This is a genomic window from Streptomyces sp. NPDC031554 (assembly GCF_055580685.1).
On the sequence record NZ_JBVIKX010000001.1, the window covers coordinates 226,391 to 244,249 of the forward strand.

Genomic DNA, 17,859 nt, shown 5'->3' on the forward strand with positions numbered 1-17,859 from the left:
CCGGACATGCCGACGGGCCAGGTCGGCAGGACCTGGCCCGTCGGGGTGGGCGCGGGGGCGCCGGGGGGCGTCAGCCCATGTGCGGGTAGGTGTAGTCGGTCGGCGGGACCAGCGTCTCCTTGATGGCGCGGGTCAGCGTCCAGCGCATCAGGTTCTGCGGGGCGCCGGCCTTGTCGTCGGTGCCGGAGGCGCGGCCGCCGCCGAAGGGCTGCTGGCCGACGACGGCGCCGGTCGACTTGTCGTTGATGTAGAAGTTGCCGGCCGCGTAGCGCAGCTTTTCCATCGTGCGGGCCGCCGCCGCGCGGTCGTTCGCGATGACCGAGCCGGTGAGGGCGTAGTCGGACACCGACTCCATCTGGGTCAGCATCTCGTCGTACTTCTCGTCGTCGTAGACGTGCACGGCGAGGATCGGGCCGAAGTACTCGGTCGTGAAGACCTCGTTCTCCGGGTCGGTGCACTCGATGACGGTCGGGCGCACGAAGTAGCCGACCGAGTCGTCGTAGCCGCCGCCCGCGACGATCGTGCAGGACGGGTCCTGCCGCGCGCGGTCGATGGCGGCCTTGTTCTTGGCGAAGGACCGCTCGTCGATGACGGCGCCGATGAAGTTCGACAGGTCGGTGACGTCCCCCATCGTGATGCCGTCGACCTCGGCCGCGAACTCCTCCTTGAAGCCGGAGTTCCAGATCGACGCCGGGACGTAGGCGCGCGAGGTCGCGGAGCACTTCTGGCCCTGGTACTCGAAGGAGCCGCGGGTGAGGGCGGTCTTCAGCACGGCCGGGTCGGCGCTCGGGTGGGCGACGACGAAGTCCTTGCCGCCGGTCTCGCCGACCAGGCGCGGGTAGGAGCGGTACTTCTCGATGTTGGCGCCGACCGTCTTCCACAGGTACTGGAAGGTCTTCGTCGAGCCGGTGAAGTGGATGCCGGCCAGGTCCCGGTGCTCCAGGGCGACCTCGGACACCGCGACGCCGTCGCCGGTGACGAGGTTGATGACGCCCTTGGGCAGGCCGGCCTCCTCCAGGAGCCGCATCAGCAGCACGGCGGCGTGGGTCTGCGTCGGGGACGGCTTCCAGACCACCACGTTGCCCATCAGCGCGGGCGCGGTGGGCAGGTTGCCCGCGATCGCCGTGAAGTTGAACGGCGTGATCGCGTAGACGAAGCCCTCCAGCGGGCGGTGGTCCAGCCGGTTCCACACGCCCGGGGAGTTCGCCGGGGGCTGCTCGGCGAGGATCTGGCGGGCGTAGGCGACGTTGAAGCGCCAGAAGTCGACCAGTTCGCAGGGGGTGTCGATCTCGGCCTGCTGGGCGGTCTTGGACTGGCCGAGCATGGTGGAGGCCGCGAGGGTCTCGCGCCAGGGGCCGGCCAGCAGTTCGGCGGCGCGCAGGATGATCGCGGCGCGGTCGTCGAAGGACATCGCGCGCCAGGCGGGCGCGGCGGCGAGGGCCGCGTCGATGGCGTCCCGGGCGTCCTGGTGGGTGGCGTTGGCGTAGGTGCCCAGGCGCGCCTTGTGGTTGTGCGGCTGCACGACGTCGAAGCGCTCGCCGCCGCCCATCCGCTTCTCGCCGCCGATGGTCATCGGCAGGTCGATCGGGTTGTCCGCCAGCTCCTTGAGCCTGGCCTCCAGCCGGGCGCGCTCGGGCGAGCCGGGGGCGTAGCCGTGCACCGGCTCGTTGACGGGGGTGGGGACCTGGGTCACAGCGTCCATGGGTTACCTCTTCCGAGTGATTCCCTGGCTTCAGCCGAAGGGTGCTGAAGCGGTTGCGTATGGTGAGCGGCGGTCAGGGCTTGACCGTCACGGACTCGTTGCGGCGAGCCGTGAGAAGCCCCTTCGGGGGCGGAGTCACGGGATCCGTGACTCCTTTCCACCACGGATCTGGGCCCGGCTCAGCCGGCCTCGGGGCTGCGGCTGTCGGCTTCCGAGAATCCTCGGAGACCGACAGCCGTGGCTCATCCGGCGCATCACCCCTTGCTGATCATCGAGCGGGCGAAGAATCGCAGGTTGGCCGGCTTCTCGGCGAGGCGACGCATGAAGTAGCCGTACCAGTCGGTGCCGTAGGCGGTGTAGACGCGCATGCGGTGGCCCTCCGCGGCCAGGCGCAGGTGCTCGTCGCCGCGGATGCCGTAGAGCATCTGGAACTCGTACTCGTCGAGCTTGCGCCCGGCCTTGCGGGCGAGTTCCTGGCCGATGGAGATCAGGCGGGGGTCGTGGGACCCGATCATCGGGTAGCCCTCGCCGTCCATCAGGGTCCTCAGGACGCGGACGTACGCCTTGTCGATCTCGTGCTTGTTCTGGTGGGCGACCTCGGCGGGTTCCTTGTAGGCGCCCTTCACGAGCCGGACGCGGCTGCCGCTCGCGGCGAGGCGGCGGGCGTCGGCCTCGGTGCGGAAGAGGTAGGCCTGGATGACGCAGCCGGTCTGCGGGAAGTCCTTCCGCAGCTCCTCGTGGATGGCGAACATCGAGTCGAGGGTGGTGTGGTCCTCGGCGTCCAGGGTGACGGTCGTGCCGATGGCGGCGGCGGCCTCGACGACCGGGCGGACGTTGGCGAGGGCCAGTTCGTGGCCGCCTTCCAGCGCCTGGCCGAACATGGAGAGCTTGACGGACATCTCGACCTTCTCGCCGAGGTCGAGGTCCGCGAGGCGGCCCACCAGCTCCAGGTAGGCGTCGCGGGCGGCGGCGGCCTGTCCGGGGGTGGTGATGTCCTCGCCGACGACGTCCATCGTCAGCTCCAGGCCCCTGGCGGTCAGCTCCTCGACGATCGGGACGATGTCGTCCACCGTCTCGCCGGGGATGAAGCGGTCCACGACCTGCTTCGTCACCGGGGCCGCCGAGATCAGGCGTCGCATCCGGTCGCTGCGCGACGCGGCGAGAATCACGGGACCCAGCACGGGGCACCTCCACTTGCCAACCCATACGAGGCCGCTTCCCGACGATTCGGGAACGGCACGGAGAACCACCGTGAAACCTAAGGATCCCTCCGATCGTCGGCCATCGACAGCTGTCACGCATCCGTGCCGCAGATCTCAGACAGATGTACGAAGCGGGCGTGCGGATACGGGAGAATGACCGGGTGACGGCGGATTTCAAGGGTGAGTACCAGGAGCTGGTCGACGAGATCTCCGAGCTGCTCGGCGCCCCGGCGACCCTGGAGAACCGCGACTTCGAGCTGATCGCCTTCGGGGCCTACGACAGCGAGGACGAGCTGGACGCCGCCGCCCTGGACCCGGTGCGCACCCGTTCGATCCTCACCCGGCGGTCCACCGCGGCGGTGCGGTCCTGGTTCGAGGGTTTCGGCATCACCCGCGCCACGGCCCCGGTCCGCATCCCGCCGGCCCCGGAGGCCGGCGTCCACCGGGGCCGCGTCTGCCTCCCGGTGCGCCACCGGGGGGTCGTCCTCGGCTACGTCTGGCTGCTGGACGGCGACCCGGGCCCCTCGGACGACCAGCTGGCGGGCGCGATGGAGGTGACGGGGCGCATCGGCGCGCTGCTGGCCGACGAGGCCCGGTACGGCGCCGGTCTCACCCGTGAGCTGCGGGCGGTCCTGGCCGCCGACCGGGACTGGCAGCGGGACATGGCGGTGGCGGAACTGCGCGCCGCGCTCGGCGCCCGGGCGGACGGCCCGCACGCGCTGGTGTGCGTGGCGCCCTGGCCGTCGGCCGACCCCGACGACGCGCCGTCCCTGCGCACCCTGCCCGGCGCGGAGGCCGTGTGCACCGTGCCGTGGGGGGTGGGCGGCCGGTGCCTGGCGGTGCTGGTCCGGCTGCGCTCGGCGGAGGCCCCGGGCCCGGCGGTCTCGGTGGCGGGACGGCTGCTGGAGCGGGCCGGCGGGGCGGCCGCCGGGGTCGCGGCGGGGCGGGCGGGCCTCGCCGAGCTGGGGACGGCCTGGCGGGAGGCGTCGGCCTCGGCGCGGGCGGCGCTGGCGGAGCCGCGCCTGGGCCCGACCGCCGCGTGGGCGTCGATCGGCCCCTACCGGCTGCTGGCCGCGCTGCCGCCCGGCTCCGCCCAGGACCCCGCCGTACGGGCCCTGTTGACCCCGGCCCATCGTGAACTGGCCCGCACCGCCGAGGCCTACCTGGACCGCGCGGGTCAGGCGGGCCGCACGGCCGCCGAGTTGGGGATCCACCGGCAGACGCTGTACTACCGGCTGTCGCGGGTGGAGCAGCTGACGGGACTGGACCTGGACGACGGCGAGGACCGGCTGCTGCTGCACATGGCCCTCAAGGCGCGACGGCTCTGACGTCCCGCCCGCCGGGGCGGCCCTCGCCCCCTCCCCCGTTCGTCCGCCGCGGCCGGGCCGGGGCACGGCACTTCGCGGACCGTGGACCGCGGGGCGCGGACGCGCGAGGGCCGGGTGGTCAGCCCCGCGTCGCCGCCTCGACGATCCGGCGCAGCCCATCGGCGAGCCGGTCCGCCTCGGGCCCGTTCTTCGGGTCGAAGGTCCACTGCGCGATGAGGCCGGTCATCAGGGTCACGTAGAACAGCCCGACGGTGTCCGCGGTCTCGTCGGACACGTCCTCCTCGCGGCCGCCCATGAGCAGCGGGACGAGGCCCCGTCCGGCCTCCCGCTGGGCCCGCGCGAGGTGGTCGCGCACCTCGGGGAGCCGGTCGCCCATGACGGCGATCTCCATGCTGAGCCGCCACACCGAGCCGGGCTCGCGCATGGTGCCGATGATGTTCGCCCACACGGAGCGGAAGCGTTCCAGCGAGCCGGGCTCCCCGGCCGGTCCCGCCCCGTCGCCCCCCTCGAAGGCGTCGCCCATCCCCTCGACCAGCGCCACGTAGGCCTGCGCCAGGAGCGCGTCCTTCGAGCCGTAGTGGTAGCCGATCGAGGCCAGGTTGGTCCCCGACTCCTTGACGATGTCCCGCGCGGTGGTGCGCGCGAACCCCTTCTGGAGCAGGCAGCGCTTGGCGCCCTCCAGCAGATCCTCACGGTGTCCCATGCGGGCAGCCTACTCCGGCGTCCATACGGACGTCCTAGACGCATGTTTTATACATTCGTTCTATACAAACGTTTATGACGGCCGTACAGTCGCCGGCATGACGAACTCGACGAGCACCTCCCCGGGCGTCCGCGCCGGGCGCCGCGAATGGACCGCCCTCGGCGTGCTGATGCTTCCGCTGCTCCTGGTCTCGATGGACGTCTCCGTCCTCTACTTCGCCGTCCCGGCGATCGGCGCCGACCTGGAGCCGACCGGCACCCAGCAACTGTGGATCTTCGACATCTACGCGTTCGTCCTGGCGGGCCTGCTCATGACGATGGGCTCGCTCGGCGACCGCGTCGGCCACCGCAGGCTGCTGCTGATCGGCGCCGCGGCCTTCGGGACCGCCTCACTGGCGGCGGCGTACGCGAACAGCGCCGAGACCCTGATCGCGGCCCGCGCGGTCCTCGGTGTCGGGGGCGCGACCCTGATGCCGTCGACGATGGCCATGCTCCGCACGATGTTCACCGACCCGGGCCAGCGCGCGAAGGCGATCGGTCTGTGGTCCGGCGTGATGACGGCCGGCATCGCGCTCGGTTCGGTGATGAGCGGGGTGCTCGTCGAGCACTTCTGGTGGGGCTCGGTCTTCCTGGTCAACCTGCCCGCCATGGCCCTGCTGCTGGTCCTCGGCCCGCTGCTGCTCCCCGCGTCCGGGAACCCCCGGCCCGGCCGCTTCGACCTGCCGAGCGTCCCGCTGTCCCTGGCCGCCGTACTGCCCGTGGTCTACGGCCTGAAGGAGATCCCCTCCGAGGGCTGGAACGTCCGCTACGTCGTCGCGGTCACCGTCGGCCTGCTGTTCGCGGCGCTCTTCGTCCACCGCCAGCGCACCTGCGCGTCACCGATGATCTCCCCGGAGCTGTTCCGGGGCCGGGGCTTCGCCCCCGCGGTCGTCCTGAACCTCGTCTCGGCGTTCGGCGTCATGGGCTCGGCGTACTTCACCACGCAGTACCTGCAGTCCGTGCTCGACAAGAGCGCCCTGGAGGCCGCCCTGTGGGCACTGCTGCCCTCGGTGCCGATCGGTGTGGCGGCACCGGTGGCCACCGCGCTGGTGCACCGGGGCGTCGACCGCGCCCACGTCGTGACCGCGGGCTTCGCGATCGCCGCGTCCGGCTTCGGCCTGCTGTCCCTCGCCGGTACGGACGCGATGTGGCTGGTGCTGACCTCCTGCGCGGTGCTCGCGGTCGGCAGCGTGGTGGTGATGTCCCAGATCATGGACCTCGCGATGGGCGCCGCCCCGGTCGAGCGGGCCGGCGCCGCGTCCTCCCTGATGGAGACCGGCTCGGAGTTCGGCGGCGCGCTCGGCATGGCGGTCCTCGGCTCCGTCGGCACCGCGATCTACCGCCACGGCGTCCCGGCCTCGGCACCGGAGCCGGCGCGCGAGACCCTGGGCGGCGCGCTGGCGGTGGCCGACCGGGTGCCGGGCCTCGCCGGAGCCGCCCGGGAGGCGTTCACCAACGGGATGCAGGGGGCGGCGGTCACGGGAGCCGTGCTGCTGGCGGGCGCCGCGGTGCTGGCGGCGGTCACCCTGCGGCGGACCGGGGCCCACGGGCGGACACGCGAAACCCCGGACCGGCCGAGCGCGCTCAGCCGGTCCGGGGAAGCCTGAGGACGAGGGCCCGGTCCGGGGCCGGTGCGGGGTCCTGGGACCCCGCACCCGGGTCAGACCAGGTTCACCGCACGCGCGGACGTCGCGCCGATCTCCGCCGCGACCTCGCCGAGCACCCCGGCGGGCACCGCGTCGTCCACGGTGAGGACGGCCAGCGCCTCGCCGCCGACGGCCGCGCGGGCGACCTGCATGCCGGCGATGTTGATGCCCGCCTCGCCGAAGACGCGCCCGACGGTGCCGACGACGCCCGGACGGTCCTCGTAGCGCAGCACCACCATGTGGTCGGCGAGCGCGAGGTCCACGTCGTACTCGCCGACCCCGACGATCTTCTGCAGGTGCTTGGGGCCGGCCAGCGTGCCGGACACCGAGACCTCCTCGCCGCCCGCGAGCGTGCCGCGCACGGTGACGACGTTGCGGTGGTCGGCCGACTCCGAGCTGGTCGTCAGCCGCACCTCGACGCCGCGCTCCTGGGCGAACAGCGGGGCGTTGACGTAGGACACCGTCTCGTCGACGACGTCCTCGAAGACGCCCTTGAGGGCGGACAGCTCCAGCACCTTCACGTCGTGCTGGGTGATCTCGCCGTAGACCTCGACGTCCAGGCGGACGGCGACCTCGCCGGCGAGAGCGGTGAAGATGCGGCCGAGGCGCTCCGCGAGGGGCAGACCCGGCTTGACGTCCTCGGCGATGACGCCGCCCTGGACGTTGACCGCGTCCGGGACCAGCTCGCCGGCGAGGGCGAGACGCACCGAGCGGGCGACGGCGATGCCGGCCTTCTCCTGCGCCTCGTCGGTGGAGGCGCCCAGGTGCGGGGTGGCGACGACCTGGTCGAACTCGAACAGCGGGGAGTCCGTGCAGGGCTCCTTCGCGTACACGTCGAGGCCGGCGCCGGCGACCCGGCCCTCCTTCAGCGCCGAGTACAGCGCCTCCTCGTCGACGATGCCGCCCCGGGCCGCGTTGACGATCCGCACGCTCGGCTTGACCTTGCGCAGCGCCTCGTCGCCGATCAGGCCGACCGTCTCGGGGGTCTTGGGCAAGTGGACGGTGATGAAGTCGGAGACCTCGAGCAGCTCGTCCAGCGACAGGACCTTGACGCCCATCTGCGCGGCGCGCGCGGGCTGCACGTAGGGGTCGTAGGCGACGACCTTCATGCCGAAGCCGGACATCCGCTGGGCGACGAGCGCGCCGATGCGGCCGAGGCCCACGACGCCGAGGGTCTTCTCGGCCAGCTCCACGCCGGTGTACTTGCTCCGCTTCCACTCGCCGTTCTTCAGCGCGGCGTTGGCCTGCGGGATGTGGCGCGCGGTGGCGAGCAGGAGACCGCAGGCCAGCTCGGCGGCGGTCACGATGTTGGAGGTCGGGGCGTTGACGACCATCACGCCGGCCTTGGTGGCGGCGGAGACGTCCACGTTGTCCAGGCCGACGCCGGCTCGTGCGACGACCCTCAGCTTGTTCGCGGCGGCGATCGCCTCGGCGTCCACCTTGGTGGCGGAGCGGATCAGGATCGCGTCGACGTCGGCGATGGCCGGGAGCAGTTCGGCTCGGTCCGCTCCGTTGCAGTGCCGGATCTCGAAGTCCGGGCCGAGCGCGTCCACGGTCGCGGGCGACAGCTCTTCAGCGATGAGTACGACGGGTTTCGAGCTCACGTGAGTCCTCACAAGTCAGGGTGCACCTCCCATCCCTCAACGGCTATGGGGGCGCGTGCGGACGGCCGTCCCGACGGCCGCAGGCGGAGGAGGGGCTAGCCGCGTGGAAGACGCACGACGCTGTGGGCCTGACGCGTATGTGTGCAGCAGTGTAGTGCCGCGGCGAGAAACGTCTTGCGCCTCTGCGGAAGGATCACCCGTCCGTGGCTGGACGGGGTGGACAACACCGTGACGCACGGTGGTGGCCGGGGTTCGCCAAGGGGGCCGGAGCGCGCCGCTCCGGCCCCCGGCGTGAGGCTTACGCCTCCTCGTCGACCCAGCTCATCAGCTTGCGGAGCTGCTTGCCGGTGGTCTCCAGCAGGTGCTCGGAGTCGGCCGTCTTGTACTCGTCGTACTTCTTCAGGCCGCCGTGGTACTCGTCCATCCACTGCTGCGCGAAGGTGCCGTCCTGGATCTCGGCGAGGACCTTCTTCATCTCGGCCTTGGTGGCGTCGGTGATGATGCGCGGGCCGGTGACGTAGTCGCCCCACTCGGCGGTCTCGGAGACCGACCAGCGCATCTTCTCCAGGCCGCCCTCGTACATGAGGTCCACGATCAGCTTCAGCTCGTGCAGGCACTCGAAGTAGGCGATCTCCGGCTGGTAGCCGGCCTCGACCAGGGTCTCGAAACCGGCCTTGACCAGCGCCGAGGTGCCGCCGCACAGCACGGCCTGCTCACCGAACAGGTCGGTCTCGGTCTCCTCGGTGAAGGTGGTCTTGATGACACCCGCGCGGGTGCCGCCGATCGCCTTGGCGTACGACAGAGCCAGCGCGAAGGCGCCTCCCGTGGCGTCCTGCTCGACGGCCGCGATCGCGGGGACGCCGCGGCCCTCCTCGTACTGGCGGCGGACCAGGTGACCGGGGCCCTTCGGGGCGACCAGGGCGACGTCCACGCCGGCCGGCGCCTTGATGAAGCCGAAGCGCACGTTGAAGCCGTGCGCGAAGAACAGGGCGTCGCCGTCCTTCAGGTTCGGGGCGATGGACTCCTCGTAGACCTGGGCCTGGATCGGGTCCGGGATCAGGATCATGATGAGGTCGGCCTCGGCGGCGGCCTCCGCCGGGCTCACCACGCGCAGGCCCTGCTCCTCGGCCTTGGCCTTGGACTTGGAGCCCTCGTGCAGACCGACCCGCACGTCCACACCGGAGTCGCGCAGCGACAGGGCGTGGGCGTGGCCCTGGCTGCCGTAACCGATGACCGCGACCTTGCGGCCCTGGATGATGGACAGGTCGGCGTCGGCGTCGTAGAACAGCTCGGCCACTTTGGGTTCTCTCCTTGGTGTGCAGGTGTTGCGTCCCACCGTATGACGGCGGGCGGAAGGAAGGTCTCGGGGTCTCGGTATACGGGCGGCCGGTGTCGGCCGCCCGTGTCCCGTGGTTACGCCGACCGGTCGAGCGCGCGCAGGGAGCGGTCGGTGATCGAGCGGGAGCCGCGGCCGATCGCGATCGTGCCGGACTGGACCAGCTCCTTGATGCCGTACGGTTCCAGCATCTTGAGCATGGCGGAGAGCTTGTCGCTGCCGCCGGTGGCCTCGATGGTCACGGCCTCCGGGGAGACGTCGACGGTCTTGGCGCGGAACAGCTGGACGATCTCGACGATCTGCGAGCGCGTCTCGTTGTCGGCGCGCACCTTCACCAGGACGAGTTCGCGCTGGACGGCCGACCCGGGTTCCAGCTCGACGATCTTCAGCACGTTGACGAGCTTGTTGAGCTGCTTGGTGACCTGTTCGAGCGGGAGTTCCTCGATCACGTTCACCACGATGGTGATGCGCGAGATCTCGGGGTGCTCGGTGACGCCGACCGCGAGCGAGTCGATGTTGAAGCCGCGGCGGGAGAACAGGGCGGCGATCCGGGCGAGGATGCCGGGCGTGTTCTCCACCAGGACGGAGAGCGTGTGCTTGGACATGTCTCTTGGGTCTTCCTCGCTCAGTCGTCTTCGTTGTCGCCGAAGTCGGGGCGGACGTCCCGGGCGGCCATGATCTCGTCGTTGGAGGTGCCGGCGGCGACCATCGGCCACACCATCGCGTCCTCGTGGACGATGAAGTCCACGACGACCGGGCGGTCGTTGATCGAGTTCGCCTCCTCGATGACCTTGTCCAGGTCGTCCAGAGACTCGCAGCGGATCGCGTGGCAGCCCATGGCCTCCGACAGCTTCACGAAGTCGGGGACGCGGGTGCCGGCGTTCGGCACCGCGGCGCCGTCCGTGTCCGGGCCCCTGTGCAGCACGGTGTTGGAGTAGCGCTGGTTGTAGAAGAGGGTCTGCCACTGGCGGACCATCCCGAGGGCGCCGTTGTTGATGACGGCGACCTTGATCGGGATGTTGTTCAGGGCGCAGGTGGTCAGTTCCTGGTTGGTCATCTGGAAGCAGCCGTCGCCGTCGATCGCCCAGACGGTCTTCGAGGGGACGCCCGCCTTGGCGCCCATCGCGGCCGGGACCGCGTAGCCCATCGTCCCGGCGCCGCCGGAGTTCAGCCAGGTGGCGGGCTTGTCGTACTTGATGAAGTGCGCGGCCCACATCTGGTGCTGGCCGACGCCCGCCGCGAACACCGTGCCCTCGGGCGCGAGCTGCCCGATGCGCTCGATGACCTGCTGGGGGGAGAGCGAGCCGTCCGTGGGCTGGTCGTAGCCCAGCGGGTAGGTCTCGCGCCAGCGGCTCAGGTCCTTCCACCAGGCGCTGTAGTCGCCCGGCCCGCTCTCGCCGTGTTCCTTCTGCACGGCCTGGATCAGGTCGGCGAGGACCTCGCGGGCGTCGCCCACGATCGGCACGTCGGCGGCGCGGTTCTTGCCGATCTCGGCCGGGTCGATGTCCGCGTGGACGATCTTGGCGTACGGCGCGAAGCTGTCGAGCCTGCCGGTGACGCGGTCATCGAAGCGGGCTCCGAGGGCGACGATCAGGTCGGCCTTCTGCAGTCCGGTGACGGCGGCCACGGAGCCGTGCATGCCGGGCATGCCCAGGTGCTGCGGGTGGGTGTCGGGGAACGCCCCCAGCGCCATCAGGGTGGTGGTGACGGGCGCGCCGGTCAGCTCGGCGAGGACCTTCAGCTCGGCGGTCGCGCCGGCCTTGAGGACCCCGCCACCGACGTAGAGGATCGGACGCCTGGCGGTGGTGATCAGCTTGGCGGCCTCGCGGATCTGCTTGGCGTGCGGCTTGGTCACCGGGCGGTAGCCGGGCAGGTCCATGGTGGGCGGCCAGGAGAAGGTGGTCTTCGCCTGGAGGGCGTCCTTGGCGATGTCGACCAGGACCGGGCCGGGGCGGCCGGTGGAGGCGATGTGGAACGCCTGCGCGATGACCCGTGGGATGTCCTCGGCCTTGGTGACGAGGAAGTTGTGCTTGGTGATCGGCATGGTGATGCCGACGATGTCCGCCTCCTGGAAGGCGTCCGTGCCGATCGCCTTGGACGCCACCTGGCCGGTGATCGCGACCAGCGGCACCGAGTCCATGTGCGCGTCGGCGATCGGGGTGACCAGGTTGGTGGCGCCGGGGCCGGAGGTCGCCATGCAGACGCCGACCTTGCCGGTGGCCTGCGCGTAGCCGGTGGCGGCGTGGCCCGCGCCCTGCTCGTGACGGACCAGGACGTGGCGGACCCGGGTCGAGTCCATCAGCGGGTCGTAGGCGGGAAGGATCGCACCGCCGGGAATGCCGAATACCGTGTCGGCGCCGACCTCCTCGAGAGAACGGATGAGGGACTGCGCACCCGTCACGTGCTCGACGGGAGCGGAGTGCTGTCCTCCGGATCGGGGCCGCGGCTGCGGGTGATGGGCCCCGGTGGCCTGCTCGGTCATCGGCATTCTCTTCTCGATGCTGAGGGTTTTTGCGAGGTTCGTGCGGTGTCGTGCTGCGGGACGGCAGGTGCTGGTGCAACAAAAAACCCCTCGTGCCAAAAGGCAAGCGAGGGGAGCGCGCCGGTGTGGTCGCTGGGGATTCCGGATCGTCCTCCGGTGGGTCCCAGCTCAGCCGACGCGCTGTCCAAGTACGAGAATTCGGGTGCGCATGGCATTGACCCTCTCCCCGACACGCATCGACTGTCAAGTGGGTGGGACGGCGGTCTCATCATGTGAACGCAGGGCCGTCCCGCCACCGAGGCCGCCGCCTCCCAGGACCGCCGGCACGCTCCCGCTGTACGCCCCCGCGCCGCCCCCGGCGAACGCGGGCTCGGCGGGCCCGTGCGGCAGCGGGCAGCTGCCCCGGCCGAGCACCCTGCGCAGCCGGTACTCGTCGAGCGGGCCGATGAACGCCATGCCCTGCCCGTGCGTGCACCCCATCGCGCGCAGGGCGACGACCTGCTCGGGCAGGTCCACGCCCTCGGCCACGGACGGGAGTCCCAGGTCGCCGGCGATCCGCAGCAGCCCACTGGTGATCTTGTGCAGCCGCGCGGACTGCACCACTCCCTCGACCAGCCCGCGGTCGAGTTTCAGTATGTCCACGGGGAGCCGCCGCAGGGCCGTTATGGCCACACCGCCGCCGAAGCCGTCCAGCGCGATCCGGACGCCGAGGCGCCTGAGCGCGGCGAGCCGGCGCTCCAGTTCCTCCAGCGCCACCCCGGCATCGATGTCGGAGAGCTCTATCACCAGCGAGCCGGACGACAGCCCGTGCCGGGTGAGCAGCGCCTCGACGGAGCCCGGCGGCAGCGAGCGGTCCAGCAGCCGCCGGGCGCCCATCTGGACCACCACCGGCACGTTCGGCCCGCTCGCGGTGCGGTCGGCGGCCTGTTCGACGGCCTGCTCCAGCACCCAGCGGCCCAGTTCGGCGGTCCGGTCGCCCTCGTCGGCCACCCGGAGGAACTCGGCGGGGGTGAACAGCACCCCTTGGGAGGACCGCCATCGGGGCAGCGCCGCGACCGACGAGATCCGGCCGTCCTCCAGCCGCACCACGGGCTGGTGCAGCAGCGCGAACTCGCCGTCGTGCAGGGCGGCCCGCAACCGCGTCGCCAGCGCCGCCTTCCGTACGACGTCCTGCTGCATCTGCGGCTTGTACAGCTCGACCCGGTCCTTGCCGGCCGCCTTGGCCCGGTACATCGCGAGATCGGCGTTGCGCAGCAGTTCGCCGGCGCCGAGCCCGGCCTCGGCGAAGGCCACCCCGATGGAGGCGGCGACCCGCACCTCGTTGCCGTCGATCAGATAGGGCTGGGAGAGCGTGATCCTCAGCCGGTCGGCGAGTTCCAGTATGTGGCCCTCGCGGGCGCCGCGGTCGCGGGTGCCGTCGCCGACGATCAGCGCGGCGAACTCGTCACCGCCGAGCCGGGAGGCGGTGTCCCCCTGCCGGACGGCGTCCTGGAGCCTGCGGGCGGCCTGGACGAGGAGTTCGTCGCCGGCCTGGTGGCCGATGGTGTCGTTGACGGCCTTGAAGCCGTCGAGGTCGATGAAGAGGATCGCGGTGTTGCGCAGGGCGGTGCCCCGGTCGGAGCTGCGGCGGCCGGAGAGCGCCTGCTGCACGCGCCGGGTGAACAGGGCGCGGTTGGGCAGGTCGGTGAGCGGGTCGTGCTCGGCGTTGTGCTGGAGCTGGGCCTGGAGGCGGACCCGCTCGGTCACGTCCCGGCTGTTGAAGATCAGGCCGCCGTGGTGCCGGTTGACGGTGGACTCGACGTTCAGCCAGCCTCCCCCGCTCTCGGCTCCGCCCGGGCGGGAGGTGCTCCCGTCGCCGGAGCGGAAGCGGCACTCGATGCGGGTGGTGGGTTCCTCCTGGGGGCTGGCGGCCAGGAAGCGGCGCACCTCGTGCACCACGCACCCCAGGTCCTCCGGGTGGATGAGGTCGGCCAGTTCGGTGCCCACCAGGTCCTCGGCGGACCGCCCGTAGACACCGGCGGCGGCCGGGGAGACGTAGCGCAGCACGCCGCTGGGGGCGGCGATCATGATGACGTCGCTGGAGCTCTGCACCAGGGAGCGGAAGTGGTTCTCCTTCTGGGCCAGTTCCTGGGTGAGGGTGATGTTGTCGAGCAGCATGATGCCCTGGCGCACCACGAGGGCCAGCACCACGGCGCCGCCGGTGAGGAGGACGACCCGGTCGACGCTGCGGCCGTTGAGGACGTTGTAGAGGATGCCCAGGGTGCAGACGGCGGCGGCGAGGTAGGGCGTGAGGGCGGCGAGGGAGCCGGTGATGGGGCGGGCGCCCGGGAAGCGGCCCGGGTCGGCTCCCCGCTCGGGCGGCCGCACGGGCGGCCGGGCCGGACGGCCTGTCGTGCGCTGTGCGGGCAGGTGCCCGTGCACCACGCGGGTGCGCCCCGCGGCGCTCGCCCGGCGGTGCCGGCCGGCGGCCCAGGGGGCGTAGGCCAGGAGCAGGGAGCCGGCGAACCAGCCGGCGTCGAGGAGCTGGCCCGAGCGGTAGTTGTGGTGCATCAGCGGCGAGGTGAACAGGGCGTCACACATCACGGTCAGCGCGAGGGCGCTGACGGCGGTGTTGACCGGCGTGCGGTTCACGGGCGAGCGCCGGAAGTGCAGCACCAGCACCATGCTGACCAGGGCGATGTCGAGCAGCGGATACGCCAGGGTGAGCGCCGCGTGCGCCACGCTGGGTCCGTCGAGTTCCGCGGTCTGGGCGAGCGCCAGGCTCCAGGAGAGGGTCAGCAGCGAGCCGGCGATGAGCCAGGCGTCGAGCGCGAGGCAGACCCAGCCGGCCCTGGTCACGGGCCGGGCGGCGAGCACCAGCAGGCCCACGATCGCGGGCGGCGCGAAGCAGAGGAAGAACACGTCGGCGTAGCTGGGACTGGGCACGGGACGCTCCAGGACGACCTCGTACCATCCCCAGACCAGGTTGCCCAGGGCCGCCATCGCCGAGGAGAACGAGAAGAGCAGCCAGGCCGGGCGCAGGCGGACGCGGCGGGTGCGCGCGTAGAGGAAGCAGGACACGGAGGCGGCGCCCGCCGCCGCGGCCAGCCCGAAGTCGCCCATGACGAGCGCGACCCGGTCGGACCCCCAGCCGAGCGCGGAGCCGACGGCGTATCCCGCGCAGATCAGGGCCAGCAGGAGTTGGTGGACCGTGTTCGATCCGGGGCCGCCGGGGGCCGGCGGCGCGGCGGGCGGCGGCCCCTTCGGGACCTGGGTGCGCGGCGCTCCGTCGAGGAGGGTCGTGGAGGTCGGCGGCGCACTCACCGGGGCCTCCCGGTCCGTGTCGCTCCGGCGTCCCGCACGCCCCGGTGCGCCGGGTGCGCGTGACCGCGGCGGCCGCCGTGCCCGCGGTGGTGACGGCCGCCGTGCCGGCTTCGCCGGCCGGTGGGGCCGTCGCCCACGCGCCCGGCCGTGCAACAGGGTCGTCGGCGGCGGCTCCGCCGCGTCGGGTCGTTCGTCCATAGGCCGTGCATCGCCCGTCGCCCCCCTCACAGTCTGAGATGTCCAACCCCGGCGCCGAACGGTCCACGGCGCAGCCCCTGTCGGGACGATACACCAGGATCGTCACTCAGGGACATAGCTTCTCTACGCTCAGTGACGACCAGCGACTATGCCCGCACGGAACGCGTCCGGGGGACTGCGGAGGGTGTCCGGAACGCGTCGCGCGCGTGCCGTGGTCCTCACACCCCGTCGGCGGCACCCGTCGTGAGGATCACGTTGCGCAGGGGCTCCTGGTTCACGAACCGGCCCAACTGGTCGGCCAGCAGCCGCTTGGCGCGCGGCAGGAAGGCGGACGTGGGGCCGCCGACGTGCGGGCTGATCAGCACGCCGGGTGCCCGCCACAACGGGTGGGCCGGGGGCAGGGGTTCGGGGTCGGTGACGTCCAGGGCGGCGGTGAGCCGGCCGCTCTCCACCTCGGTGAGCAGGGCCTCGGTGTCGACGACCGCCCCGCGGGCGACGTTGACGAGCAGCGCGCCGTCCTTCATCCGGGCGAGGAAGCCGGCGTCGACCAGGCCGCGCGTGGCCTCGGTCAGGGGCGTGGAGAGGATGACGACGTCCGCCTCGGGCAGCAGTGCGGGCAGTTCGGTGAACGGGTGCACGGGGCCGCGCTCCGTGGTGCGCGCGGAGCGTGCGACGCGCGCCACCCGCGCGACCTCGAACGGCACGAGCCGGTCCTCGATCGCCGAGCCGATCGCGCCGTACCCGACGACGAGGACGTTCCGGTCGGCGAGCGCGGGGTGGAACTCGCCCTGCCAGTGGCCGCGTTCCTGGGCGCGCACGAACTTCGGGATGCCGCGCAGGGAGGCCAGCGTGAGGGTCAGCGCCAGTTCGGCGGTGCTCGCCTCGTGCACCCCGCGCGCGTTGCACAGCCGTACCCCGGGCGGGAGGTCGTCCAGGTGCGCGGTGACGTCGTCGACGCCGGCGGTGAGGGTCTGGACGACGCGGACCCGGCGCAGCTCCGCCAGCGGGCGCACCTTCACGGGCTGCCGCTTCATGTAGGGCACCACGTAGAAGACGCAGTCGGCGGGGTCGCCGGGGAACTCCTGCTCCCCGTCGGGGCCGCCGTCCCAGAAGAGGGGGTTGAGGCCCTCGGGGAGCCCCTCGATCTCGTCCGGCGGGATGGGCAGCCACACGTCAGCAGTCATGGTCAGGAGGCTATGTCAGGCACCCGCGCGTGCAGAGGTTAGGTTGGTGGGCCGGGCGAGGAAGGATCACGAGCAGGTGGAGCGCAGGACGATCGGCGCGGCGGCGCTCGCGGTGGGGGCCGTCGGACTCGGGTGCATGCCGATGAGCTGGGGGTACAGCGCGTCGCGGCAGCGGGGCGACGAGTCGCTGCGGGCGTTGCACCGGGCGCTGGATCTGGGCGTCTCCCTGCTGGACACCGCCGACATGTACGGACCGTTCACCAACGAGCTGTTGCTGGGGCGGGTGTTGAAGGGGCGGCGCGGGGACGCGTTCGTGTCGACGAAGGTGGGGCTGCTGGTCGGCGACCAGCACGTCGTGGCCAACGGCCGTCCCGGGTACGTGAGACGGGCGTGCGACGCGTCCCTGCGGCGGCTCCAGACGGATGTCATCGACCTCTACCAGTTGCACCGCGCCGATCCCGAGGTCCCGGTCGAGGAGACCTGGGGCGCGATGGCCGACCTGGTCCGGGCGGGCAAGGTGCGGGCGTTGGGGATGTGCGCGGTGGGCGCGCGCGGCGGGCGCCGTGCGGGGGGCCGGCTGTACGACGCCACGATCCGGCAGCTGCTGCGGGTGCAGCAGGTCTTCCCGGTGAGCGCGGTGGAGGCGGAGCTGTCGGTGTGGTCGCCGGAGGCGCTGGAGGCGCTGCTGCCATGGTGCGAGGCGCGCGGCGTCGGCTTCCTGGCGGCCATGCCCCTGGGGAACGGTTTCCTCACCGGCACGTTGACCCCCGGCGAGGGCTTCGAACGCGACGACTTGCGGGCCCGGCACCCCCGGTTCACCGCCGAGATGATGGCCGCGAACCAGCCGGTCGTCGCCGGTCTGCGCCGGGTGGCGGCCCGGCACGGCGAGGACGTGACGGCCGCGCAGGTGGCGCTGGCCTGGGTGCTGGCGCAGGGGCGGCACGTGGTGCCGGTACCGGGGGCCAAGCAGGAGCGGTGGGTAGCGCAGAACGCGGGCTCGGCCCGGCTGCGGCTGACCGGGCGGGACCTGGCCGAGGTGGCCGCGCTGCCGGCGGCCCGGGGCTCGTGGGACTGAGGAGCGGGGCCGCCGGCCGCGACGGGGCGGGCCGGGGGGCGGGGTCCCGGGGGCCTTC

The 17,859-nt window shown here is 72.2% G+C and carries 12 protein-coding genes; 3 read left to right on the top strand and 9 right to left on the bottom strand.

Annotation, left to right across the window (positions count from 1 at the left end; translation table 11 throughout):
* Nucleotides 1-70: 70 nt before the first annotated feature.
* Nucleotides 71-1,702: an L-glutamate gamma-semialdehyde dehydrogenase gene (gene pruA, locus ACZ5FU_RS00990; protein WP_451777411.1), complete on the bottom strand. Its 1,632-nt coding sequence runs from the start codon at nucleotides 1,700-1,702 to the stop codon at nucleotides 71-73.
* A gap of 254 nt (nucleotides 1,703-1,956) precedes the next feature.
* Nucleotides 1,957-2,883 carry a proline dehydrogenase family protein gene (locus ACZ5FU_RS00995; protein ID WP_451526233.1) on the bottom strand — a complete coding sequence of 309 codons (927 nt, stop codon included), beginning with the start codon at nucleotides 2,881-2,883 and terminating at the stop codon, nucleotides 1,957-1,959.
* Nucleotides 2,884-3,026: 143 nt separating this feature from the next.
* Here ACZ5FU_RS00995 and ACZ5FU_RS01000 point away from each other — a divergent pair, with 143 nt between their 5' ends.
* Nucleotides 3,027-4,232, top strand: a complete 1,206-nt coding sequence (locus ACZ5FU_RS01000) for a PucR family transcriptional regulator (RefSeq protein WP_451526232.1) — start codon at nucleotides 3,027-3,029, stop codon at nucleotides 4,230-4,232.
* Between the two features lie 118 nt (nucleotides 4,233-4,350).
* Here ACZ5FU_RS01000 and ACZ5FU_RS01005 read toward each other — a convergent pair whose 3' ends face one another.
* Nucleotides 4,351-4,935, bottom strand: a complete 585-nt coding sequence (locus ACZ5FU_RS01005; protein WP_451777414.1) for a TetR/AcrR family transcriptional regulator — start codon at nucleotides 4,933-4,935, stop codon at nucleotides 4,351-4,353.
* Between the two features lie 97 nt (nucleotides 4,936-5,032).
* Between ACZ5FU_RS01005 and ACZ5FU_RS01010 the strand changes: the two genes are divergently transcribed.
* Entirely contained in the window at nucleotides 5,033-6,580 is a 1,548-nt protein-coding gene (locus tag ACZ5FU_RS01010; protein ID WP_469044054.1) for an MFS transporter, read from the top strand.
* 53 nt (nucleotides 6,581-6,633) lie between these two features.
* On the opposite strand, the gene serA is transcribed toward ACZ5FU_RS01010, so the two are convergent.
* The 6 genes from serA to ACZ5FU_RS01040 form a co-directional block, all read right to left on the bottom strand.
* Complete coding sequence (serA, locus tag ACZ5FU_RS01015) at nucleotides 6,634-8,223, bottom strand: phosphoglycerate dehydrogenase (protein ID WP_451777419.1); 1,590 nt, start codon at nucleotides 8,221-8,223, stop codon at nucleotides 6,634-6,636.
* A gap of 298 nt (nucleotides 8,224-8,521) precedes the next feature.
* Complete coding sequence (ilvC, locus tag ACZ5FU_RS01020; RefSeq protein WP_451526228.1) at nucleotides 8,522-9,520, bottom strand: ketol-acid reductoisomerase; 999 nt, start codon at nucleotides 9,518-9,520, stop codon at nucleotides 8,522-8,524.
* A gap of 116 nt (nucleotides 9,521-9,636) precedes the next feature.
* On the bottom strand, nucleotides 9,637-10,164 hold the full coding sequence (gene ilvN / locus ACZ5FU_RS01025; RefSeq protein ID WP_356562102.1) for an acetolactate synthase small subunit: 528 nt from the start codon (nucleotides 10,162-10,164) through the stop codon (nucleotides 9,637-9,639).
* A gap of 20 nt (nucleotides 10,165-10,184) precedes the next feature.
* Entirely contained in the window at nucleotides 10,185-12,041 is a 1,857-nt protein-coding gene (locus ACZ5FU_RS01030; RefSeq protein WP_451777422.1) for an acetolactate synthase large subunit, read from the bottom strand.
* 243 nt (nucleotides 12,042-12,284) lie between these two features.
* Nucleotides 12,285-15,344 carry a putative bifunctional diguanylate cyclase/phosphodiesterase gene (locus ACZ5FU_RS01035; protein WP_451777424.1) on the bottom strand — a complete coding sequence of 1,020 codons (3,060 nt, stop codon included), beginning with the start codon at nucleotides 15,342-15,344 and terminating at the stop codon, nucleotides 12,285-12,287.
* 416 nt (nucleotides 15,345-15,760) lie between these two features.
* Entirely contained in the window at nucleotides 15,761-16,726 is a 966-nt protein-coding gene (locus ACZ5FU_RS01040; protein ID WP_469044057.1) for a 2-hydroxyacid dehydrogenase, read from the bottom strand.
* A gap of 76 nt (nucleotides 16,727-16,802) precedes the next feature.
* On the opposite strand from ACZ5FU_RS01040, the gene ACZ5FU_RS01045 reads away from it, so the two are divergent.
* Nucleotides 16,803-17,801, top strand: a complete 999-nt coding sequence (locus ACZ5FU_RS01045) for an aldo/keto reductase (RefSeq protein WP_451526224.1) — start codon at nucleotides 16,803-16,805, stop codon at nucleotides 17,799-17,801.
* Nucleotides 17,802-17,859: the final 58 nt, after the last annotated feature.